Raw genomic sequence first — 23,416 nt, 5'->3', positions numbered from 1 at the left:
CAAACAATCAACAACGAAACACAAGATTGTAACCTATTCCAAATTTTCATCATTTAGCCATTACCAGACTTTCGCCAGATGACAGACATAAAAAAGCCCACTCCGAAGAGTGGGCTTTGAGCATTTATATCCGCTTAACAGCGATACACGTGAGTCAATTAAGCTTGAGAAGCTTTAACTTGTGCGTGTAGCTCTTGAACTGAAGTTACTGACGTTTTCGCGTCTGCAGTGTGCGCCATACAAGTCGCGAATGCAGCGTTTAGCGTAGTCGTGTAGTTCACTTTCTCAGCCAGTGCGCCACGACGAAGAACTTTAGAATCTTCAATCGCTTGACGGCCAGCTGCAGTGTTCACGATGTACGTGTACTCGTTGTTCTTGATACGGTCAAGAATGTGAGGACGACCTTCGTGTACCTTGTTTACTAGACGTGGGTTGATACCCGCTTCACCAAGGATAACCGCAGTACCGTGTGTTGCGTCTAGCTGGTAACCAAGCTTAGATAGCTTAGATGCTAGGTCAACAACACGCTCTTTGTCGCCTTCGCGAACAGAAAGAAGTGCACGGCCGCCTTCTGGGTAGATGTTGCCACAACCCAATTCAGCTTTAGAGTATGCTTCAGCAAACGTTGCACCAACACCCATAACCTCACCAGTAGAGCGCATTTCTGGGCCTAATAGTGGGTCAACACCAGGGAATTTGTTGAACGGAAGAACAACTTCTTTCACTGAGTAGTATGGTGGAATGATTTCTTTCGTAAAGCCTTGAGACTCTAGCGATTGACCTGCCATAACACGAGCTGCAATCTTAGCGACTGCTGCGCCTGTTGCCTTCGATACGAACGGTACTGTACGTGCTGCACGAGGGTTAACTTCGATTAGGTACACTTCGTTGTTCTTAACAGCAAACTGCGTATTCATTAGACCACGAACACCCAACTCGAACGCTAGCTTTTCAACTTGCTCACGCATTACGTCTTGGATTTCTTGGCTTAGCGTGTAAGCAGGAAGAGAACATGCTGAGTCACCAGAGTGAACACCCGCTTGTTCGATATGCTCCATGATACCCGCAATAACAACGCGCTCACCGTCACAAATCGCATCAACGTCTACTTCAATTGCATCATCTAGGAAGCTATCAAGTAGTACTGGAGATTCGTTTGAAACACTTACAGCTTCGTTGAAGTAGCGACGTAAGTCTTGCTCGTCGTATACGATTTCCATCGCACGACCACCAAGAACATAAGAAGGACGAACAACTAATGGGAAGCCGATTTCGCGAGATTTCTCTACCGCTTGCTCCATTGTTGTTACTGTCGCGTTTTCTGGTTGTAGAAGACCAAGACGGTCAACAGCAACTTGGAAACGCTCACGGTCTTCTGCACGGTCGATTGCGTCTGGGCTAGTACCAATGATTGGTACGCCAGCAGCTTCAAGCTCACGAGCCAGTTTTAGTGGTGTTTGACCACCGTACTGAACGATAACGCCTTTTGGCTTCTCAACACGAACGATTGCTAGTACGTCTTCCAGCGTTACTGGTTCAAAGTACAGACGGTCAGACGTATCGTAGTCTGTCGAAACTGTCTCAGGGTTACAGTTAACCATGATTGTTTCGTAGCCATCTTCACGTAGTGCTAAAGATGCATGTACACAACAGTAATCGAATTCAATACCTTGGCCGATACGGTTTGGACCGCCGCCTAAGATCATGATTTTCTCTTTGTCTGTTGGGTTCGATTCACATTCGTCATCGTAAGATGAGTACATGTAAGCCGTATCAGAAGAGAACTCAGCCGCACACGTATCTACGCGCTTGTAGACTGGGTGAATATCGTATTGGTCACGTAGACGACGAATTTCACTTTCAGCCACACCTAGAATCTTAGACAGGCGAGCATCAGCAAAACCTTTACGCTTAAGCTTCATTAGCTCGTCTTTATTCAGACCAGCAAAGCCTTTCGCTTTAAGTTCTTGCTCTAGTTTTACGATGTCTTCGATTTGAACTAGGAACCAACGGTCAATTTGCGTTAGGTTGAATACACCATCAACTGACATACCAGCACGGAAAGCGTCTGCGATGTACCAAATACGGTCAGAACCAGCTTCTTTAAGCTCATGGCGAATCGTCGTTAGAGCGTCAGGTGCATCTAGGTCGACCATTTCGTCAAAACCAGTTGCGCCAACTTCTAGACCGCGAAGTGCTTTCTGTAGAGATTCTTGTTGGTTACGGCCGATAGCCATAACTTCACCAACCGACTTCATTTGCGTCGTTAGACGGTCGTTAGCACCTGCAAATTTCTCGAAGTTAAAACGAGGAATCTTAGTTACTACGTAGTCGATTGTTGGTTCGAATGATGCTGGTGTTGCGCCGCCAGTGATGTCATTCATTAGCTCGTCTAGCGTAAAGCCAACAGCCAGTTTCGCTGCAATCTTAGCGATTGGGAAACCTGTTGCTTTAGAAGCAAGTGCAGAAGAACGAGATACACGTGGGTTCATCTCGATGATAACCATACGGCCATCTTTCGGGTTGATACCAAACTGTACGTTTGAACCACCTGTTTCAACACCAATCTCACGCAGTACCGCTAGAGAAGCGTTACGCATTAGTTGGTATTCTTTGTCTGTCAGCGTTTGAGCCGGAGCCACTGTGATCGAGTCACCAGTGTGAATACCCATTGGGTCAAAGTTTTCAATCGCACATACGATGATGCAGTTGTCGTTCTTGTCGCGAACCACTTCCATCTCGTACTCTTTCCAACCGATAAGTGATTCATCGATAAGAAGTTCGTTAGTTGGAGATAGGTCCAAACCACGACGACAGATTTCTTCAAATTCTTCTTTGTTATAAGCGATACCACCGCCTGTACCACCCATCGTAAACGATGGACGAATGATACAAGGGAAACCAACCATTTCTTGAACTTTGTAAGCTTCTTCCATCGTTTTCGCTGTATCAGCCGTTGGACACTCAAGACCAATCGATTTCATTGCTTTATCAAAACGAGAACGGTCTTCAGCTTTATCGATAGCGTCAGCCGTTGCGCCAATCATCTCTACGCCGAACTCTTCAAGTACGCCGTATTTTTCTAAATCTAACGCACAGTTAAGTGCAGTTTGACCGCCCATTGTCGGTAGAACTGCATCTGGCTTCTCTTTAGCGATGATGTTACGAACCACTTCCCATTGGATAGGTTCGATGTAAGTCGCATCAGCCATGTCTGGGTCAGTCATGATTGTCGCTGGGTTCGAGTTTACAAGAATAACTCGGTAACCTTCTTCGCGAAGTGCTTTACAAGCTTGAGCACCAGAGTAATCAAACTCACATGCTTGACCGATAACAATCGGACCAGCACCTAGAATTAGAACACTTTTAATGTCAGTACGTTTTGGCATTATCTACTACTCCGGATTACGCTTTGTCTTGTTTGTTTGCAACAGACTGGTTAATTAATTCAATGAAGTGGTCGAATAGCGGTGCCGCATCTTCTGGACCTGGGCTTGCTTCTGGGTGACCTTGGAAGCTAAATGCTGGTTTGTCTGTACGGTGGATACCTTGTAGAGAACCATCAAATAGAGACTTATGAGTCGCTCGTAATGTCTCTGGAAGCGTATCTTCGTCAGCAGCAAAGCCGTGGTTTTGTGAAGTAATCATCACAACATCACGATCTAAATCTTTAACCGGGTGGTTTGCACCGTGGTGACCAAACTTCATCTTCACTGTCTTAGCGCCTGACGCAAGAGCAAGAATCTGGTGACCTAGACAGATACCAAAGATTGGTAAACCTTTTTCTAGGAACACTTTTGTTGCTTCAATTGCGTAAGTACATGGTTCTGGGTCACCAGGGCCATTTGAAAGGAAAACACCATCAGGGTTCAGAGCGAGTACTTCTTCTGCTGAAGTTTCAGCAGGAACAACCGTTAGGCGGCAGCCGCGGTCAACAAGCATTCGTAAGATGTTTCGTTTTGCGCCGAAGTCATAAGCAACAACGTGGTATGGCAATTCAGAGTCTGCTTTCGCTTCAGGAAGTCCACCCGTAAGCGTCCACGAACCTTGTTTCCATTGATACGCTTCTTTTGTTGTAACTTCTTTCGCAAGGTCCATACCTTTCAGGCCAGGGAATTCTTTTGCTTTAGCTAGAGCCAAAGCTTCATCTAAATTTCCATCATTTACTGAAGAGCCAGCTACGATACACCCGTTCTGTGCGCCTTTTTCACGAAGAATACGCGTCAGCTTACGAGTATCGATATCAGCGATACCAACAACGTTTTGCGACTTAAGGTAATCAGAAAGGGATTGTTCATTACGGAAGTTAGAAGCGATTAGAGGGAGATCGCGAATCACAAGGCCTTGAGCATGGATTGAAGAAGATTCTTCATCTTCGGAATTGGTTCCGGTATTGCCAATGTGAGGGTAAGTAAGGGTAACGATTTGCTGAGAATAGGAAGGATCAGTGAGGATTTCTTGGTACCCCGTCATCGAGGTATTAAAAACGACTTCACCAACTGCAGAACCTACAGCGCCAATGGCTTCACCGTGAAATACTGTCCCATCTTCTAGGACGAGTAGTGCTGACTTCTTCAAGACAACCTCCAGAAATAAAAATGCATTAAAATTGATTTAATTTGCAAATCTACCTTCCTGCAACACCAAAAACTGCGTGTTTATGGAAATTAGACAAATTGGCGGTATTTTAGTGATCTGCGTGATACGTGTCAACATTTAACGCAAAAGAAATTAAACATTTGTAAGAACTAATTCAATTTCCTTTACCAAAGCTTCAAAAGTTCAACTTTCATACTCAATTAATAGGAATATTACGATTTTCTAATTTTCACCCGTCATTTTAGCTAACCATAGAGTGCCAAAAATATCAGCGACAAAACGCAATCGATAAATACCAAGAGAAAACATGATAATTTAAAGATCTAAAACAAAAAACACACTAAAGCCTGCATAAATAGCATAAAAATAGAGGGAGAATGGCGATAAGAAGAAAGTAGAAGGAAGATCGTAGAAGAGAGATTATTAAGGAAAAGCCACCAAATAAAGAAAGCGCCGGCAATTGCCAGCGCATAAATATCTATTTACAGGTCATTCAAGCCAAGCACATCCGTCATGGTATAAAAGCCTGCTGGCTTATCATTTAGCCAAACAGCTGCCTTTATCGCACCATTAGCAAAGGTCATTCTATCCGTTGCTTTATGGGTAATTTCAACGCGCTCACCAATATCAGCAAACATTGCGGTATGCTCGCCAATGATGTCACCGGCACGAATCGTCGCAAAGCCGATCTCATCTTTGGTACGCTCGCCCGTAATGCCTTCGCGTGACCATACAGCGACATCGTTTAGCTCATTGCCCATCGCACCAGCGATCGCTTCGCCCATACCAATCGCAGTACCAGAAGGTGCATCGACTTTATGACGGTGGTGAGCCTCTACGATTTCAACATCACAGTAATCGCCCATCACTTTAGCGGCCTTCTCTAACAGCTTAAAAACCAAGTTCACACCAACGCTATAGTTTGGTGCCATCACTATAGCCATCTCTTTTGAAGCCGCATCAATAACCTGCTTCTCTTCTTCAGAGAAACCCGTAGTACCAATGATCAGTTTCTTACCGTGACGTTTACAAAGTTCAATATTCGCTAATGTGCTTACAGGTGCGGTAAAGTCGACAATCACGTCAAACTCTTCAATCGCTTTCGAAAGGTCATCAACTAGAGCCACATCAAAACGACCTTCACCGCATAACTCGCCAACGTCAACACCGACCAAAGATGACTCTGGACGCTCTGAACCAGCACCAACGCTTGCTTCTGAATTATGGTGAGCGGCTTTCACCAAGTTACGACCCATACGGCCAGCTGCTCCTGCAATTGCAATTCTTACCACTGCGAATATCTCCATTGTTTTGGTTACCGTTGCCACTTATCTCTTGCAGCAACGTTCATTCGATTAATCTCTTTAAACTAACAACAATCTCAAACTCAGGCTAGCAATTACGAAAACTCTTTTATTACTCGCTCTAAAATTGGCACATTTGCTTCAGGGAACGCGTATTGGCTCAATGATTCAAGATCGACCCATTCACCTTGCTGTCTTTCTTTACCATAAGGCTGTTGCTCGAAATCAGTCACAAGGATGAAATCAAACTTAAGTGACTTATCACTGTAATCAAACTCAAGGTGTTCAAACAGAGACTGTTCTGTCACCTTAATACCAATCTCTTCATCGAGCTCACGAGTCATTGCTTGTTCGATGGTTTCGCCCGCTTCAACCTTGCCACCTGGAAATTCCCAAAAACCGCCTTTGTGTTTATCGTCTGGGCGCTTAGTGATAAATACCTGTGACTTATCTTGATTGAAGATGATGCCCGCTACAATGTGGATTCTTTTCATATGATGGTGTTCCTTCTATGTCCCTAGCGTCATTCCCTACAATGAGGAACGAATTAGATAGGGGATCTGCTCTTTTGTTAGTTCGAAAGATCCCCGATTCGCTCGTCCCTCACTCTCGAGGATGACGCTATCGAAACCTTATTATTTTCACATACAAAAAGAGCCGCCTAAGCGACTCTTTTTATCAATAAGTTTGTGTGAAGCTAAGCTGTGACGTGGTGAGTGCAAGGGGAGGCTCGGAGCTTACGTGAGTAAGTGAGTACCTCCGACACTGCAATCATCCGTTACAGCAACGATTCACCAGACTTAGTCTATTTTACCGTGACACTGTTTATACTTCTTACCACTTCCACATGGACATGGTTCGTTACGACCCACTTTACGCTCATCGCGAACTACCGTTTGTGGAGATGCCGCATCCGCTTCATCGTCAGCTAGCTGGTTTTCAGCCGTTGCATGTTGTGCTTGTGCACGACGCGCCGCTTGTTCAGCTTGAGCTTGACGTTGAGCTTCCATCTTTTCAACTTCTTCTTGTTGCTGAACACGAACTTTAGAAAGGATGGTCACAACGTCTGTTTTCAGTACATCTAGTAGGCCTTCAAACAGTTCAAACGACTCGCGCTTGTACTCTTGTTTCGGGTTCTTCTGAGCATAACCGCGTAAGTGGATACCTTGACGAAGGTGATCCATCGCAGCCAAGTGCTCTTTCCAAAGACCGTCTAGCGTTTGTAGCATCACAGACTTCTCGAAGTTACGCAGTACTTGAGCACCAACCACTTCTTCTTTCTGTTTGTACGAATCAACCGCCATACCTAGGATACGCTCACGCAATGCTTCTTCATAAAGCTTGTCGTCTTCGTCTAACCAACCTTGAATATCAAAGTCTAGATCGAAATCATTTTTGAGACGATCTTGCAGACCTGCGATATCCCACATGTCTTCAAGAGACTGAGGAGCGATGTATTCATCAATAACTGACGCCAGTACATCTTCACGGTTGTGTTCAATCATCTCGCTGATGTCATCTGAGCTCATCAGTTCATCACGTAGCTCATAAACAACCTTACGTTGGTCATTGGCTACGTCATCGTATTCAAGAAGCTGCTTACGGATGTCGAAGTTGCGACCTTCCACTTTACGTTGAGCTTTTTCAATTGAGCGAGATAACATCTTAGATTCAATCGCTTCGCCTTCGTCCATACCACTTTGGATAAGACCAGCCATACGATCAGACGTAAAGATACGTAGTAGAGAATCTTCCATTGATAGGTAGAAACGAGAAGAACCCGCATCACCTTGACGACCAGAACGACCACGTAGCTGGTTATCGATACGGCGAGATTCATGACGCTCAGTACCAATGATGTGCAGACCACCTGACTCAAGTACTTTATCGTGAATGATTCTCCAATCAGCTTTGATCTTCTCGATCTGCTCTTTGGTTGGGTTATCTAGTTTCTCAAGTTGTGCCTGCCAGCTACCACCTAGCACGATATCGGTACCACGACCGGCCATGTTAGTTGCGATAGTTACCGCACCTGGCATACCAGCTTGTGCAACGATCTCAGCTTCCATTTCATGAAACTTAGCATTTAGAACGTTGTGCTTAATTTTTGATTTTTTCAATGCGTTAGACAGCAGTTCAGATTTCTCGATAGAAACTGTACCAACCAGTGATGGCTGACCAGCCGCTACACGGTCTTTGATGTCTTCAATGATCGCATTGAACTTGTCTTCTTCAGTACGATAAACCACATCTGGCATATCGTTACGAACCATAGGCTTGTTGGTTGGGATAACCACTGTTTCTAGGCCGTAGATAGACTGGAATTCGAACGCTTCTGTATCAGCAGTACCTGTCATACCTGACAGTTTTTCATACAGACGGAAGAAATTCTGGAATGTGATCGATGCTAATGTTTGGTTTTCATTTTGAATCTTCACACCTTCTTTAGCTTCAACAGCTTGGTGTAAACCTTCAGACCAACGACGACCTGGCATAGTACGACCAGTATGTTCATCAACGATAACCACTTCGCCTTCTTCAGTAACGATGTAGTCGACGTTTTTCTCAAACAATACGTGTGCACGAAGCGCAGCATTCACATGGTGCAATAGGCTGATATTGGTTGGAGAGTAAAGTGTGTCACCCTCTTCCATCAAGCTGTTTTTGACCATTAGTTCTTCTACAAATTCTTGACCGTTTTCAGTCAGGTGAACCTGTTTTGATTTTTCGTCCATGGTGTAGTGACCTTCACCACGGTACTCTTCTGAATCTTCTTTATCTTGACGCTCTAGAGAAGGAATTAGAGTGTTAATGCGCGTATAAAGGTCAGAACTATCTTCAGCGGGGCCAGAGATAATTAACGGAGTACGAGCTTCATCAATTAAGATTGAGTCAACCTCATCGACTACAGCAAAGAAGCGCTCACGTTGAACTCGGTCTTCAGCACGGAAAGCCATGTTGTCACGAAGGTAATCAAAACCAAACTCGTTGTTTGTTCCGTATAGGATGTCAGCTTGGTACGCTTCTTTTTTCTCTGGCGGAGCCATGTTTGCCACATTCACGCCAACAGTCATGCCAAGGAATTCAAATAATGGGCGGTTTGTTTCCGCATCACGCTTCGCTAGGTAATCGTTCACCGTTATTACGTGAACACCTTTGCTTGGTAGCGCGTTTAGATAAGCTGGTAGGGTTGCGGTAAGAGTCTTACCTTCACCAGTACGCATCTCTGCAATTTGGCCAGCATTTAGAACCATGCCACCAATCATTTGCACGTCAAAATGACGCATGCCGTAAACACGCTTCGACGCTTCACGTACCGTAGCGAATGCTTCAGGTAGAAGTTGATCTAACGATTCACCTTTATCTAAGCGCTCACGAAACTCAACCGTTTTTGCTTTTAGTTCATCGTCTGAAAGAGCTTCAAACGTTGGTTCGAAGTTATTAATTTCTTTTACAATTTTTCTAAGGCGGCGCAGTGTTCTGTCATTGCGACTGCCAATTACCTTTGTCAGCAGCTTAGTAATCATGTGCTTGGAATCTCTTCGTTCTCAGATCGTCCGCGATCTATTTTAAATGCCGTCAGTCTCTACTAGCTATAAACTAGTCTTTAGTTACTAACCAAGGATACTGAGATAAATCTAGTATCTTTGATATTGTACTTGAGAGTAGAGTTTTCAAGGCTTCAGTTAAAATTAATGCCCTCTAGTGTAAGTAATTTTCACACCAACGACCATTTATAACCCCATTTGTTTGATGTGCTTGGTACTTTTCTTTCTAATTGTTGATGGATTAGCCAGACTGCAGCCAAATACTAGGCAACTTTTAAATACTGACGACACTGTATCTGGAAAATAGATACAAAAAAACCAGGTCAATGACCTGGTTTTCAAAATCTTATATTGTCGTAAACAACAATTACGCTAGAACCATTCCTGGTTCAGCAAACGCAACAGGAGAGCCAACCTCTTCTTCGAATGTTGCCCATTCCCAAGCTTCTGCATCAGCAAGTACTGCGCGTAGTAGTTGATTATTTAGACCGTGACCTGATTTGTATGCACGGAATTCACCAATAATAGCGTGTCCACACATGTAAAGGTCACCAATCGCATCTAGCACTTTATGCGTTACGAACTCGTTTTCGAAACGTAGACCTTCTTCATTAAGAATTCGGTATTCGTCTAGTACGATTGCGCAATCAAAGCTACCACCCAAACACAAGTTTTGTGATTGTAGGTATTCAATATCACGCATGAAGCCGAAGGTACGAGCACGAGAAATTTCTTTCACAAAGCCTTGTGAAGAAAAATCAAACAACAGGTGCTGTTCATCAGATTCAATTGCTGGATGGTTGAATTCGATTTCGAAGTCCATACGGAAGCCGTTAAATGGCACAAACTCTGCCCACTTATCGCCATCTTCAAAACGGATTGGCTTTTTGATTCGAATAAAACGTTTCGCTGCATTCAGTGTTTCTACACCCGCTTGTTGTAGCAAGTATACGAATGGGCTTGCGCTACCATCCATAATTGGGATCTCTGGTGCATCGACTTCAACAATAATGTTGTCAATGCCCATGCCCGCTAGAGCTGCGTTAAGGTGTTCCACTGTAGAGATACGTACGCCTTCGTCATTAACAAGAGCAGTACATAACATAGTGTCACGAACTGACGCTGGATCAGCTGGGAAATCTACAGGTGGATTTACATCTGTACGACGATAAACAATACCTGTATTTGCAGCTGCCGGGCGAAGAGTAAGTGTGACTTTACGACCAGAGTGGAGACCCACACCAGTTGTTTTCACAATTTCTTTCAGAGTACGTTGTCTGATCATCTGCTTGCCTCGTTATCAGTGCTACAAATCACGGTCAGTATTTACCGACCGCGAATTTTACCATTAATTCGACGATAGTCAAACTTTGGGTATTTGTTAATCAGCCTGACGTCGTAAGAATGCCGGAATATCTAAGTATCCACTCTCTTTCTCAGCTTTAGGTGCTGCACTTTGGCTAGCGCCTGTACCTGAAGAAACAGGTGACGTTGTTGGCTGCGGCTTAACTTGAGGTTTTACCTCAGTTTTTTCTTGCAATGGTTGTGCCACTTTATCTTCCACTTTTGGTGCAGTTTGAGCCGCGACCTGTGGTTGAGGAGTTGGTGCAACCTTAGCTTTACCACCAGCAACTAGTGTAATGTCTGGTTTTTTCTCTGTGCCGATACCTGTTGCTACAACAGTTACACGGATTTCATCCGTCATATCAGGGTCTAGAGAAGTACCAATCACAACTGTTGCGTTATCAGATGCGAATGCCTTAACTGTATTACCTACTGTTTCGAATTCATCTAAGCGCATATCTAGGCCAGCTGTGATGTTCACAAGAACGCCACGAGCACCAGCTAGGTCGATGTCTTCTAGTAGTGGGCTAGAAATTGCCGTTTCAGCAGCTTCTTCAGCACGGTCTTCGCCTTTTGCGATACCGCTACCCATCATTGCATGACCCATCTCTGACATTACGGTGCGAACATCCGCGAAATCGACGTTAATCATACCTGGGCGAGTAATTAGCTCAGCGATACCTTGTACAGCATTTTTAAGTACATCATTTGCACTTGCGAAAGCTTCTAGCAGAGTAACGCCGCGGCCAAGTACCTTAAGTAGCTTTTCATTTGGAATCGTAATTAAAGAATCCACATGCTTAGAAAGCTCTTCGATACCTTGCTCAGCAAACGCTAAACGTTTTTTGCCTTCGAAGCTAAATGGCTTAGTTACAACAGCAACCGTTAGCACACCCAGCTCTTTCGCAACTTCAGCAATAACTGGAGCAGCACCTGTACCCGTACCACCGCCCATACCAGCTGCGATAAATACCATATCGGCGCCAGTTAGAACTTCTTTAATTCTTTCTCGATCTTCGAGAGCTGCATCACGGCCTACTTGTGGGTTTGCACCAGCGCCCAAACCTTTAGTGATATCACCACCAATTTGGATCACGCTGCTAACGCTTGTTTTACGAAGTGCTTGTGCATCAGTGTTAACACTGATGAATTCTACACCTTCGATTGATTCACGCACCATGTGCTCAACAGCGTTACCGCCACCACCACCAACTCCAACGACTTTAATTACTGCATCGTCAGACATTTCCATCATCGGTTCAAACATGTGTTATCTCCGTTTTTTCCTGCAACTCAGGTTAAAACTCTTTTTGTATCCAATTTCGCAATTTACCAAATAAACCAGACATAGAAGGTGCTGAACGCTTAGGTTCGCTGTAATCACCTTCATCGCTGATCTGACAATCTCTTGCGTAATGAAGTAAACCAACCGCCGTAGAATGATACGGCTCTTTAACATAGTCGGTTAAACCACTAACTTCTAACGGCTTACCAACTCGAACTTGATTGCGGAAAACACGTTCCGCACACTCTACCAATCCGTCAATTTGTGCCGCTCCACCAGTGAGAACGACGCCAGCTGCAAGGTGGTGTTTAATACCTTCATCTCGTAGCTGTAATTGAACCGTATCAATAGTTTGGTTAACGAGCCCCATAAGTTCAGTGTAACGTGGTTCAATCACTTCCGACAAAGTTTGTCTTTGCAAACTTCTCGATGGACGGCCACCTACACTAGGGACGTTAACAGAATCATCCTTGCTTACGAGTTCACTCAGAGCGCAACCATGGTTTACTTTTATCTCTTCAGCATCGCTCACTGGCGTGCCAAAAGCGAAGGCAATATCACTGGTTACTGCATTTCCTGCGTAGGAAAAGACTTCTGTGTGTCGCAGTGCGCCGCCAGTCCAAATGGAAATATCCATCGTACCAGCACCAATATCAACAACACAGACTCCAAGCTCTCTCTCGTCGTCAGTAATTACCGCATTACTTGAGGCAAGTCCTGAAAACACGATTTGTTCTACAGTGAGACCACATCGTTCAACAGCTTTAATAATGTTTCTCGCCATGTCGCTATGGCAAGAAATTAGGTGAACACTGACTTCCATTCGAACACCAGATAAACCAAGTGGGTTCTTAATCCCTTCTTGATAATCAATGGTAAATTCTTGTGGGATCACGTGCAGAATTCTCTGCTCATCACCTATTTTAATTGATTTCGCGGTATGGATCGCTCGATCCATATCGTCTTGAGACACTTCTTCATCAGAGATAGTGCCCATGCCTTTTTCAATTCGGCTTGCGATATGTTTACCCGATAGCGAGATAAATACATTGCTGATTTGGCATTCCGCCATCAACTCTGCTTGATCAATAGCTCGCTGAACCGACTTAACTACCGACTCTAGGTCGTTTACACCACCTTTATCCATACCTCTGGATGGGCTTTGCCCAGAACCAATGATATTGATTTGACCATCAGGCAATATTTCACCAACTAGAGCTGATATGGTCGCAGTGCCTATATCAAGACCAACGATTATGTTGTCATCTGCGGTCTTAGTCATCTGTACTCTCTTCTAACTCTTGCTCTGGAAACCAGCCTACAGCGGCTCCCGTATCGTACCTGAGGTCGATGTAGCTCACTTGATTCGCCTTACTACCTAATTCGTTGTAAAGCGAAATAAAGCGCTCAACACGCTCATCTAAAAAATCTTTACCTAATTCTAAACGAATACCGTTGTCTAGAATGATTTGCCAGGCGCGACGCTCATTGAGAACGAGCGAGGTAACGGTTAACCCTAGGCTGTTAATTAAAGGCGTTATCTGTCGCCACTTTTCAATCACTTGTTGGCTAGTGCCATCTGGACCGTAAAGTTTAACTCTATCACCCTTCAAAAGGCCAATATCACCATTAAACACCTGACCATCTTCATTCAACAACATATTGCCATTCCAGATAGCTGTCGCATGATACTCAGTCAAAAATACTTTTATTGTGTCTGGCCACTGCTTACGAATCGAGACAACAGAAACCCAAGGCAACGCTTCTAAACTGTGTTGCAACACGCCAATATCTTGAGACATGAATGTTCCAATATGCTCTAGCTCGCTAAAGGCATGTTGAACATCACCAGCGGTTACATAAGTTAAGTCGCCTTGCAGTACTATTTTAGAGAGAGGCAATCGCTGATCGTCCCACATCCAAGTCAGTGTGGTATAGAAAAGAAATCCAATGAATAGCAATACCATGACAAAAAAAGACCCGCCTAAGGCGTGTTTCTTGAGCGACGGTAAACTGAATAGGTGGCGGTTTTCGCTAAAAGTACTTTCTACCAAAGCCCGCATTCCCTGTCGTTGGTTCGCAATTCTATTCCCTATCTTCGTAATAGAGGTAAAAGCACTTACTTTAACCTATGAATTATACTGAGCAAAACTAAACTATCAAACGTTGATAATAAGATTTTTGGTCAATTTTAGGTCAATCGCAAGAAGTGAGCGATTGACCACAGTCTGTAGACAGTATTCTGTTACGCGTTCTGCATCTTATTAATGTCTAACTGCAATGATTCCAACTGCTTCGCTACACGGCCAACGTCGCCCGCACCCTGCGTTAAAACAAGGTCACCGCCTTGAATTACGTTGGCTAAAGCCGATGGCAGTGCGTTGATATCGGCAACAAAGATTGGATCTATCTTACCACGCCCGCGAATAGTTCGACTTAATGAACGCCCGTCAGCCCCTGCAATAGGTTTCTCACCTGCAGAATAAACATCTAACAGAATTAGGACATCAACTTGTTCAAGAACGTTCGCAAAATCATCATACAGATCGCGAGTACGGCTATAACGGTGCGGTTGGAAGATCATAACAAGACGTTTATCAGTCCAGCCACTTCGTGCAGCTTGAATGGTTACGTCCACTTCGGTTGGGTGATGACCGTAATCATCAACCAGCATTGCAACACCTTTACCTGTTTCGTACTCACCTAGGTGATCGAAACGACGACCCGTGCCTTCGGTTCCCGCCATCGCTTTTAGAATCGCTTCATCGCTGATGTCATCTTCTGTTGCAACAGCAATCGCAGCGGATGCATTCAATGCATTGTGACGACCCGGAATGTTTAGCGTAATATCAAGGTTAGCTTTACCTTCACGTACCACCGTGAATTTGCCTTGCTGACCTTCTTGTACGTAGTTTTCAATACGGATATCAGCATCTTCTGAGAAGCCGTAAGTAATCACTTGGCGGCTAACCTGAGGTATAAGCTCACGCACTACAGGATCATCAACACACATCACAGCCTGGCCGTAGAATGGCAGGTTATGTAAGAAATCAATAAACGTCTGCTTCAGCGTTTCAAAATCGCCGCCGTAAGTGTCCATATGATCCGCTTCAATGTTAGTGACGATACTAACCATTGGTTGCAGATGTAAGAATGACGCATCACTTTCATCAGCTTCAGCGATAAGAATACGGCTCGAACCTAAACGTGCGTTAGTACCTGCACTTTTCACCAAACCACCGTTTACGAAGGTTGGATCTAGGCCTGCTTCAGAGTAAATCTGTGTCACTAGCGCAGTCGTGGTTGTTTTACCGTGTGTACCTGCCACAGCAATGCCGTGACGAAAACGCATCAGCTCAGCCAGCATTTCAGCACGACGTACGATCGGTGTGCGCGCTTCACGAGCAGCAATAATTTCTGGGTTTTCTTCGTTGATAGCGGTTGAAACCACCACAACACTTGCATCGGCAACGTTACTTGCTTGGTGACCAACGTAAACAGTAGCCCCCTTGCTAACTAAGCGTTCTGTCACTGGGTTTTGAGCAATATCAGAACCTGTGATCTGGTAGCCTTCATTAAGCAAGACTTCAGCAATCCCGCTCATTCCGGCACCACCAATACCAATGAAGTGGATAGATTTAACACGGCGCATCTCTGGCACCATTGCACGGATTTGCGCTAAGTCTTGGGTATGTTCAATCGTCATCAATTCAATCTCATTATTTTGCTAAAGCTTTGATCGCTTCAGCGACAGTCACATCAGCATCAAGCTTGGCGGCTTGACGAGCTTTTGTTGCCATCATTTTTAATTCATTTCTATCAAGCTGCGCGATAGTGTTCGCGAGTTTATCAGCCGTTAGTTGAGGCTGTTCAATCATTAACGCCGCGCCACATTCTACTAAATGATCGGCATTCAACGCTTGTTGTCTGTCTTTGTGCATAAACGGAACGAAAATAGAACCTACACCAGCAGCAGACACTTCAGATACGGTTAATGCACCAGAGCGACACACTAATAGATCTGCCCACTCATAAGCTTGCGCCACATCATCAATAAATTCAGTCACTTGAACATTATCTACAGAATGTGATTTGTATTGTTCAATCACTTGCTGTTGATTGTTCTTACCTGCTTGATGCACCACAGTGAAGCCTTCACCAAGCTGCGCCATCGTTACTGGCAAGGTATCGTTCAGGATTTTTGCGCCCTGACTACCGCCCATAACCAAGATGCGGATGTCACCATCACGCTCAGCCATGCGTTGCTCGGGTTCCGCTAAGGCAACAACATCTTCGCGTACTGGGTTACCCACCACTTCTGCGGTAGAAAACGCACCAGGAAAAGCTTGGAAAACCTTTTTAGCAATCTTAGACAGCCATTGGTTGGTTAAACCTGCCACTGCATTTTGTTCATGTAGAACCACTGGAATACCAGATAACCAAGCCGCGATACCCCCCGGGCCACTGACGTAACCACCCATGCCAAGCACCACATCAGGTTGCCATGCTTTAATATGTCGTCTGGCTTGAAGTATGGCATTAATAATCTGGAACGGCGCTTTAATTAGCTTGCTAATGCCTTGACCACGCAGGCCTTTCACCTTAATGAAGTCGATCTCAATACCATGCTTTGGCACCAGTTCCGCTTCCATTCGGTCCGCCGTTCCTAACCAGCGAATTTCCCAACCTTGTTGCTGAAGCTTTTTCGCCACGGCTAACCCCGGGAAAACGTGACCGCCAGTACCACCAGCCATCACTAAAAGTTTTTTGTTTTGTTTCATAACGTTAGATTCTTATTCTACTAATTCGTTTTGATTGTCGGCTTGTTCTTTTTGTTGAACTCGGCATTCATGATCGATACGCAGCAGCATAGAAACCGCTACTGACATCACGATAAGGCTTGAACCTCCGTAACTGATCAGCGGTAAGGTTAGACCTTTGGTCGGAACAATACCTGAAGCGGCACCTACATTAACAAGCGTCTGAAAAGCAAACCAAATACCAATGCCAAACGCCAGATAACCGCTGAACACTTGGTCGTTTTCGAAAGCTTTTTTGCCAATAAAAATAGCTTTAAAAACCAAACTAAAGATCAGCATCAACACTAAGGTTACGCCAACAAAACCCAACTCTTCAGCCAGTACAGCAAAAACAAAATCGGTGTGTGCTTCAGGTAGGTACTCGAGTTTTTGAATTGAATTACCAAGCCCTTGCCCCATCCAATCACCACGACCGAACGCCATCAATGATTGAGTTAGCTGATAACCACTACCAAACGGGTCACTCCAAGGTTCCCAGAATGACGTAACACGTCGAACACGATAAGGCTCAATAACAATCAATCCCACAACGGCAGCAATACCTGCCACCATTAAGGCTATAAATTGTGACAGCTTAGCACCTGCGATAAACAACATGCCAAACAAGGTAACCAACATTACGACAACGGTACCCAAATCGGGCTGGCCAAGTAGCAACACCGCAAAGGCACCGAACACCATGATCGGTTTACCAAAACCACCGAAGAAGGTTTTTCTCACTTCATCCTGTTTACGTACCAAATAGCCCGCCATAAAGATAAACAGAGATAACTTAGCGACTTCAGCAGGTTGTAAGTTAAACAGCCCGAGAGGAATCCAACGTGAGGCACCGTTAACCGACTTACCGACGGCTAACACCACCACTAGCAAAAAGAAGGATAAGCCCAATAGGTACATACTGTATTGAAACCAGCGTTTCATCGGGATTTGTAATATTACGCTGGATACACCTAACGCTAACACCAGGAAAATGGCGTGGCGGAACATGAAGTGAAACGGCTGATCGGTTAAACGAGCACTGATTGGGAACGAAGCCGACGTTACCATTACCAAGCCCGTCAGCATCAGTCCAAGAGCAATCCATACCAACTGACGATCGTAGAGCGCCTCTGGTGTGGCACGGTTAAGCCATTGCCAAATAGATTGATTAATCTCTTTCACTCTTTGCACTGAATGTTAGTCCTTCAACACGTTAGGCATACTCATGAGCAAGTTCAGTGAACGCATCACCTCTCGCCATGAAGTTATTAAATTGATCGAAGCTTGCACATGCAGGAGACAACATCACCATGTCCCCCGACACCAATTGTGCAGAGATACTCTCGATGATGTCACGCATGGTATCAAACGTCTTAGCCGATGGATGTAATGGCATAAATTGCGCAGCATCTTCACCGAAGCAACACAGTTGTACGCGGTCTAGTTGCGCCAACACGGGGTTAAGTTCGCTAAAGTCAGCACCTTTGCCCACACCTCCAACTAAGAGATACAAAGTACCTTGGTATTCTAATCCCGACAGAGCCGCTAATGTACTGGCTACGTTGGTCGCTTTCGAGTCGTTAACCCATTTAATTTCGCGTTTGTCAGCCACTACTTGGCAACGATGCGTCAAACCATTGTAGGCTTTCAAAGCTTCAAGACTTTTACTGTAATCGATACCGACTTGCTTAAGCAGTGCTAAAGAGACTAAAGCATTCGCCACATTATGACGTCCAACCAATGTTAAATCTTGGCTAGGAAGCACAGGCTTGCCGTTGTCCATTAGCCGTTCGGTACCATCAATCGTCGCTACACCAAACTCTTGGTCATCAAGTCCAAATGTCACCAATGGCATCGTTTGATCAGGATAAGTTTCTTTGTCTTCGCGGTTTACGATTGCGCACTGAGCGTTATTAAAAATTCTCAATTTAGCATCTCGGTAATCGGCCATGCCTTGATAGCGATCCATATGATCTTCTGACAAGTTCAAAAAGGCCGCCGCAGCAAGATTTAGACTGGATGTTGTCTCTAGCTGAAAGCTTGAAAGCTCAAGGACATATAAATCGGCCTCAAGCTCAAGAAGGTCTAAGGCAGGAATACCGATGTTGCCACCAACGCCAACGTTAAGACCAGCAGCTTTAGCAAGCACACCCGTTAGATCGGTCACCGTACTCTTGCCATTGGAGCCTGTTATTGCCACGACGGGTTTGTCTACCGCCCAACCAAAAAGTTCAATATCGCCAACAACCGAAATACCCGCTTGAATAACATCTTGTATTTCAGGGGTCGCTAAGGCGATACCTGGGTTAGCAACCACTAAATCAGCTTCCGCTAACCATTGGCTATTCCAACTTCCAGAATGCAGCTCTACCGATTCAGGCAAAGATTCTTTTCCTGGTGGTAGCTCTCGCGTATCAATTACCTTCACATGCGCATGAGGTTGATATTTTACGAGATGTTTAACGACAGAGAGCCCGGTAATACCGAGCCCCACAACCACTACATTTTGAATATTTTGCCAATGTTCCATTTAAACAAGATGCTCTTAATAGTTTTAAAGAGCCCCTCATTAAGAGGCTCAGATAGGATTAACGAACTTTCAGCGTTGCTAGGCCAACCAGTACTAATACCATTGAGATTATCCAAAAACGCACGATGACACGCGGCTCTGGCCAACCTTTCAGTTCATAGTGGTGATGAATCGGTGCCATTCGGAAAATACGCTGACCACGCAATTTGTAAGAGCCCACCTGCAGAATAACTGACAAGGTCTCCATTACAAACACACCGCCCATGATAACCAGTACCAACTCTTGGCGAACTAACACCGCGATCACACCCAATGCACCGCCAAGCGCTAGTGAGCCAACATCGCCCATGAATACTTGCGCTGGGTAAGTGTTGAACCATAGGAAGCCAAGTCCGGCACCGACGATAGCAGTACATACCACAACCAGTTCAGAGGTGTATGGAATGTATGGAATGTGTAGATATGCTGCAAAGTTAACGTTGCCTGTTGCCCAAGCAATCACAGCAAAACCAGCAGCAACCATAACCGTTGGCATAATGGCCAAGCCGTCTAGGCCGTCGGTTAGGTTCACCGCGTTACTGGTACCTACAATAACAAAGTACGTTAGTACGATGTACAATAAACCTAATTGTGGCATCACATCTTTAAAGAAAGGCACTACGAGCTGTGTTGCCGCTGTATCGTGTCCATGAGCATACAGAGCAAATGCGACAACTAAAGCAATCGCCGATTGCCAGAAGTACTTCCAGCGAGCTATCAAGCCATCTGTGTTTTTGCGAACCACTTTACGGTAGTCATCAACAAAACCAACCGCGCCATAACCAGCAAGTACAACTAATACAGCCCAAACATAAGGATTCGAGAGATCAGCCCACATCAATACCGTAATAATGATCGCAGCAAGGATCATCACACCGCCCATGGTTGGCGTGCCACGTTTGCTGAAATGAGATTCAGGGCCGTCATTACGAACAACTTGGCCAATTTGTAGCATTTGCAGACGCTCAATTAAACGAGGTCCCATCCACAGTGACAGACATAACGCCGTCAAAATACTCGCGATTGCACGAAACGATAAGTATTCGAACAAACGGAAAAAAGAAAAGTGTGGCTGTAGTAGCTCTGCAAGCCAAATTATCATGAAAAGTTCTCCTTTAAAGCAGCGGCTATTTTACTCATTCCTGCACTATTCGCGCCTTTTACCAATAAGGTATGTGACACGCTTTCTGGCAAGCTTAGGTGCTGCTCTATGTGCGCGATCATCGCTTGATGCGTTGTAAAGTGGGTACCATTACAGACCTCACTAATCACCTTGGTATCATCACCGTAAGTAAGTACATGCTCAAAAGCGAATGGGGCAGCATATTCACCGACTTGACGGTGAAGTGCAAGGCTTTCATCGCCTAATTCAGCCATATTACCTAAAATTAACCAACGCTGACCTTTGAAGCTCGAGAGTAGCTTCGCTGCCGCCTTCATTGCTGGCACGCTGGCGTTGTAACTGTCATCTATGAGTTTGATATTCTGACTTAATTGTTGAACCTCAACTCGCCCTTTGACAGAGATCAGATTCGCTAAACCATTTTTCACCTCATCAAGCGAGGCTCCAAATTGGATGCTCAACGCTGCAGCTGCTAATGCATTCGCTACGTTATGTTGACCGATGATACCAAGCTCAACAAATATGGGTCCTTGAGGTGTCTGCATATCAAAGCACGCTTCACCTTGCTCATTGATGCGAATATTCTTGGCAAAATAATCCGCCTTGCTGTCGCTTTCTGAAAATGTCAGCACGCTTTTATCTGCAAGCACGTCATTCCAAAAGTCACCACCGTTGCTCTCTAGATTAACAATAGCAGTATCATCAGCAGCAAGCCCCTGAAAGATTTCACCTTTCGCTTGTTTCACACCATTGATAGACCCAAAGCCTTCTAAGTGCGCTGCAGCTACGTTATTAACTAACGCCACCTGTGGTTTCACAAGCTGCGTAGTATAGGCAATTTCACCAATGTGGTTCGCGCCCAGTTCTATCACAGCATAGTCGTCATTTGTTTCACTGCGCAGCAAGGTTAATGGCACTCCAATATCATTATTGAAGTTACCTGCGGTAAACAACACCTTGCCACGTTGCTGCAGAATGCTTGCCACCATCTCTTTAACCGTCGTTTTACCACAACTGCCTGTAATCGCCATGGTTGGGACGTCACACTGTTTGTGGATCCAAGCACTTAGCTGACCTAAAGCAAGTTTAGTGTCTTCAACAACCACCTGAGTAATATTTAGGTCAAGTTTTCGTTCGACTAACAACGCGCTCGCATTAGCTTCTACCGCTTGATGACAAAAGTCATGCGCATCAAAACGCTCGCCAACAAGAGCAACAAACAGTGCACCCTCTTCAACGGTTCGAGTGTCAGTAGAAACCGCATTAATAACACTATTGCTCGACTTGCCAGCCTCAATCAGCTGACCGCTCACCGCTGAACAAATCTGCTCGAGTGATACATCAATCATTATGAAATACCTAAAAGTTGTAGCGCGGACTCTCGATCTGAGTAATGGATCGTTTCGTCTTTCAATACTTGGTAATCCTCATGGCCTTTACCAGCCAAAAGAATAATGTCATTACTGCCTGCCTGTTCTAGGGCAAACTTAACCGCTTGATAGCGATCGTGCTCGACGAATGCAGATTCTGGTTCGCTTAAGCCAGCTAGCATGTCTTTAACAATCAAAGCAGGATCTTCGCTGCGAGGGTTGTCATCTGAAATAATAATTTTGTCGGCGAACTGCTCTGCCGTTACCGCCATCATTGGACGCTTACCTGTGTCGCGATCGCCACCACAGCCGAAGATAGCCCACAGCTTTCCTGAGCAGTGTACACGCAGTGCAGCCAATGCTTTTTCTAGAGCATCTGGCGTGTGCGCGTAATCGACAACGACTTTTGCTTTGCTCGGAACTTGAAACAGTTCCATACGACCAATAACAGGTTGAAGCTGAGAAGCGGTGTCGACCAAGGTTTGCTTGTCGATACCCAATGAAAGCAAAGTCGCGAAAGCAACCAGTACGTTTGATGCGTTGAACTGACCAATCAATGGAACCGAAAGATCACCTTGCCCCCAGCTACCATCGAAAGAGAGCTTAATCCCAGTTTCTGCATAGGCGACATCAGATGCCCACACCGACTGTTGGTAACCAGACAACGGAAGCAATGAAACAGCTATTGCATTGGACAAATTTGACATCCACGCTTTGCCGACTTCATCATCCACATTGATCACTGCATGTTTGCATTTGTGTTGAGTAAACAGGCTTTTCTTAGCCAATGCGTACTCTTCCATCGTGCCGTGGTAATCAAGGTGATCACGACTCAGGTTAGTGAACACACCAACCTCAAAATCCAATGCTTTTACTCGGCCTTGAACCAAACCATGAGAAGAGATTTCCATCGCGGTATAAACTGCACTTTCCTCAGCCAACTCGCTCAGTGTACGTTGTATTTCAATCGCGCTGCCTGTGGTATTAGCCGCTGTTTTTAGGTTATCTAAGAAGCCATTACCCGTGGTGCCCATTACCGCCGAACGCTGGCCGACCAAATCAAGCCACTGAGCAATCAATTGGGTGATGGTGGTTTTGCCATTGGTGCCGGTAACACCAATCAACTTAGTCGCTTGAGAAGAATAAACTCGGCCAGCCAGTTCAGAGAGAATTGAATTTAGCTCAGATACATAAACAACAGGAACTGCATTTAACCACTCAACCAAGCCATGAGCTTTGTCATCACTCGCTTGTGCAATGACAGCTTTCGCACCTTGAGCGACGGCTTTGTCGATAAAGCGACGACCATCAATGGCATGTCCAACAATGGCAACAAAAATATCGCCTTCCTTGATGGTACGGCTATCCAACTCCAATTGCTCAACAGCAATCGCATCTAGCTCAAGTGAACTAAAGTCCCCCCAAGGAGAAAGTAAAGATGACAGCGTGAGGCTATTACTCATATTGAATCCTGA

At 45.0% G+C, this 23,416-nt stretch carries 16 protein-coding genes; all 16 read right to left on the bottom strand.

Annotated features, from left to right (window positions below; translation table 11 throughout):
• Positions 1-158: 158 nt before the first annotated feature.
• The 16 genes from carB to murE all read right to left on the bottom strand — a co-directional run bounded on the left by carB (position 159) and on the right by murE (position 23,404).
• Positions 159-3,389: a carbamoyl-phosphate synthase large subunit gene (carB, locus tag AB4180_RS12485; protein ID WP_004734974.1), complete on the bottom strand. Its 3,231-nt coding sequence runs from the start codon at positions 3,387-3,389 to the stop codon at positions 159-161.
• 16 nt (positions 3,390-3,405) lie between these two features.
• Positions 3,406-4,578: a glutamine-hydrolyzing carbamoyl-phosphate synthase small subunit gene (gene carA, locus AB4180_RS12480; protein ID WP_017077691.1), complete on the bottom strand. Its 1,173-nt coding sequence runs from the start codon at positions 4,576-4,578 to the stop codon at positions 3,406-3,408.
• Between the two features lie 503 nt (positions 4,579-5,081).
• Complete coding sequence (dapB, locus tag AB4180_RS12475) at positions 5,082-5,906, bottom strand: 4-hydroxy-tetrahydrodipicolinate reductase (RefSeq protein ID WP_020628676.1); 825 nt, start codon at positions 5,904-5,906, stop codon at positions 5,082-5,084.
• Between the two features lie 92 nt (positions 5,907-5,998).
• Positions 5,999-6,397 (bottom strand): 8-oxo-dGTP diphosphatase MutT, encoded by a 399-nt coding sequence (mutT, locus tag AB4180_RS12470; protein WP_102250323.1) that lies wholly within the window; start codon positions 6,395-6,397, stop codon positions 5,999-6,001.
• A 306-nt stretch (positions 6,398-6,703) separates the two neighbouring features.
• Positions 6,704-9,430: a preprotein translocase subunit SecA gene (gene secA, locus AB4180_RS12465; RefSeq protein WP_102250322.1), complete on the bottom strand. Its 2,727-nt coding sequence runs from the start codon at positions 9,428-9,430 to the stop codon at positions 6,704-6,706.
• Positions 9,431-9,818: 388 nt separating this feature from the next.
• Entirely contained in the window at positions 9,819-10,736 is a 918-nt protein-coding gene (lpxC, locus tag AB4180_RS12460; protein ID WP_009848388.1) for a UDP-3-O-acyl-N-acetylglucosamine deacetylase, read from the bottom strand.
• 96 nt (positions 10,737-10,832) lie between these two features.
• The gene (gene ftsZ, locus AB4180_RS12455) at positions 10,833-12,062 is read right to left on the bottom strand and encodes a cell division protein FtsZ (RefSeq protein ID WP_012603216.1); all 1,230 of its coding nucleotides are present in this window, start codon (positions 12,060-12,062) and stop codon (positions 10,833-10,835) included.
• 31 nt (positions 12,063-12,093) lie between these two features.
• Complete coding sequence (ftsA, locus tag AB4180_RS12450; protein WP_004729844.1) at positions 12,094-13,362, bottom strand: cell division protein FtsA; 1,269 nt, start codon at positions 13,360-13,362, stop codon at positions 12,094-12,096.
• Positions 13,355-14,134 (bottom strand): cell division protein FtsQ/DivIB, encoded by a 780-nt coding sequence (locus AB4180_RS12445; protein WP_009848959.1) that lies wholly within the window; start codon positions 14,132-14,134, stop codon positions 13,355-13,357. Before AB4180_RS12445 ends, ftsA begins: the two co-directional genes overlap by 8 nt.
• Positions 14,135-14,325: 191 nt before the next feature.
• Positions 14,326-15,786 (bottom strand): UDP-N-acetylmuramate--L-alanine ligase, encoded by a 1,461-nt coding sequence (gene murC / locus AB4180_RS12440; protein WP_012603213.1) that lies wholly within the window; start codon positions 15,784-15,786, stop codon positions 14,326-14,328.
• A 13-nt stretch (positions 15,787-15,799) separates the two neighbouring features.
• Positions 15,800-16,861 (bottom strand): undecaprenyldiphospho-muramoylpentapeptide beta-N-acetylglucosaminyltransferase, encoded by a 1,062-nt coding sequence (gene murG / locus AB4180_RS12435; RefSeq protein WP_102250321.1) that lies wholly within the window; start codon positions 16,859-16,861, stop codon positions 15,800-15,802.
• A gap of 12 nt (positions 16,862-16,873) precedes the next feature.
• Positions 16,874-18,070, bottom strand: a complete 1,197-nt coding sequence (gene ftsW, locus AB4180_RS12430) for a cell division protein FtsW (protein ID WP_009848956.1) — start codon at positions 18,068-18,070, stop codon at positions 16,874-16,876.
• 22 nt (positions 18,071-18,092) lie between these two features.
• Positions 18,093-19,409 carry a UDP-N-acetylmuramoyl-L-alanine--D-glutamate ligase gene (gene murD / locus AB4180_RS12425; RefSeq protein ID WP_102250320.1) on the bottom strand — a complete coding sequence of 439 codons (1,317 nt, stop codon included), beginning with the start codon at positions 19,407-19,409 and terminating at the stop codon, positions 18,093-18,095.
• A gap of 58 nt (positions 19,410-19,467) precedes the next feature.
• Entirely contained in the window at positions 19,468-20,550 is a 1,083-nt protein-coding gene (gene mraY, locus AB4180_RS12420; protein ID WP_102250319.1) for a phospho-N-acetylmuramoyl-pentapeptide-transferase, read from the bottom strand.
• Positions 20,547-21,920 (bottom strand): UDP-N-acetylmuramoyl-tripeptide--D-alanyl-D-alanine ligase, encoded by a 1,374-nt coding sequence (gene murF / locus AB4180_RS12415; RefSeq protein WP_102250318.1) that lies wholly within the window; start codon positions 21,918-21,920, stop codon positions 20,547-20,549. Before murF ends, mraY begins: the two co-directional genes overlap by 4 nt.
• Positions 21,920-23,404: a UDP-N-acetylmuramoyl-L-alanyl-D-glutamate--2,6-diaminopimelate ligase gene (murE, locus tag AB4180_RS12410; protein WP_102250317.1), complete on the bottom strand. Its 1,485-nt coding sequence runs from the start codon at positions 23,402-23,404 to the stop codon at positions 21,920-21,922. The genes murF and murE overlap by 1 nt, the downstream gene beginning before the upstream one ends.
• Positions 23,405-23,416: the final 12 nt, after the last annotated feature.

Source organism: Vibrio sp. 10N.286.49.C3, from assembly GCF_041469545.1.
Lineage (GTDB): Bacteria > Pseudomonadota > Gammaproteobacteria > Enterobacterales > Vibrionaceae > Vibrio > Vibrio tasmaniensis_A.
Note: the sequence above shows the minus strand (reverse complement) of the source record. Positions and strands in the feature narration are given on the sequence as shown.

What these genes read in the sequence shown, in the direction of transcription:
- carB (WP_004734974.1), bottom strand. Translation starts at nt 3,389, where the DNA reads ATGCCAAAACGTACTGACATTAAAAGTGTTCTAATTCTAGGTGCTGGT.
- dapB (WP_020628676.1), bottom strand. Translation starts at nt 5,906, where the DNA reads ATGGAGATATTCGCAGTGGTAAGAATTGCAATTGCAGGAGCAGCTGGC.
- mutT (WP_102250323.1), bottom strand. Translation starts at nt 6,397, where the DNA reads ATGAAAAGAATCCACATTGTAGCGGGCATCATCTTCAATCAAGATAAG.
- secA (WP_102250322.1), bottom strand. Translation starts at nt 9,430, where the DNA reads ATGATTACTAAGCTGCTGACAAAGGTAATTGGCAGTCGCAATGACAGA.
- lpxC (WP_009848388.1), bottom strand. Translation starts at nt 10,736, where the DNA reads ATGATCAGACAACGTACTCTGAAAGAAATTGTGAAAACAACTGGTGTG.
- ftsZ (WP_012603216.1), bottom strand. Translation starts at nt 12,062, where the DNA reads ATGTTTGAACCGATGATGGAAATGTCTGACGATGCAGTAATTAAAGTC.
- ftsA (WP_004729844.1), bottom strand. Translation starts at nt 13,362, where the DNA reads ATGACTAAGACCGCAGATGACAACATAATCGTTGGTCTTGATATAGGC.
- murC (WP_012603213.1), bottom strand. Translation starts at nt 15,786, where the DNA reads ATGACGATTGAACATACCCAAGACTTAGCGCAAATCCGTGCAATGGTG.
- murG (WP_102250321.1), bottom strand. Translation starts at nt 16,861, where the DNA reads ATGAAACAAAACAAAAAACTTTTAGTGATGGCTGGTGGTACTGGCGGT.
- murD (WP_102250320.1), bottom strand. Translation starts at nt 19,409, where the DNA reads ATGGAACATTGGCAAAATATTCAAAATGTAGTGGTTGTGGGGCTCGGT.
- mraY (WP_102250319.1), bottom strand. Translation starts at nt 20,550, where the DNA reads ATGATAATTTGGCTTGCAGAGCTACTACAGCCACACTTTTCTTTTTTC.
- murF (WP_102250318.1), bottom strand. Translation starts at nt 21,920, where the DNA reads ATGATTGATGTATCACTCGAGCAGATTTGTTCAGCGGTGAGCGGTCAG.
- murE (WP_102250317.1), bottom strand. Translation starts at nt 23,404, where the DNA reads ATGAGTAATAGCCTCACGCTGTCATCTTTACTTTCTCCTTGGGGGGAC.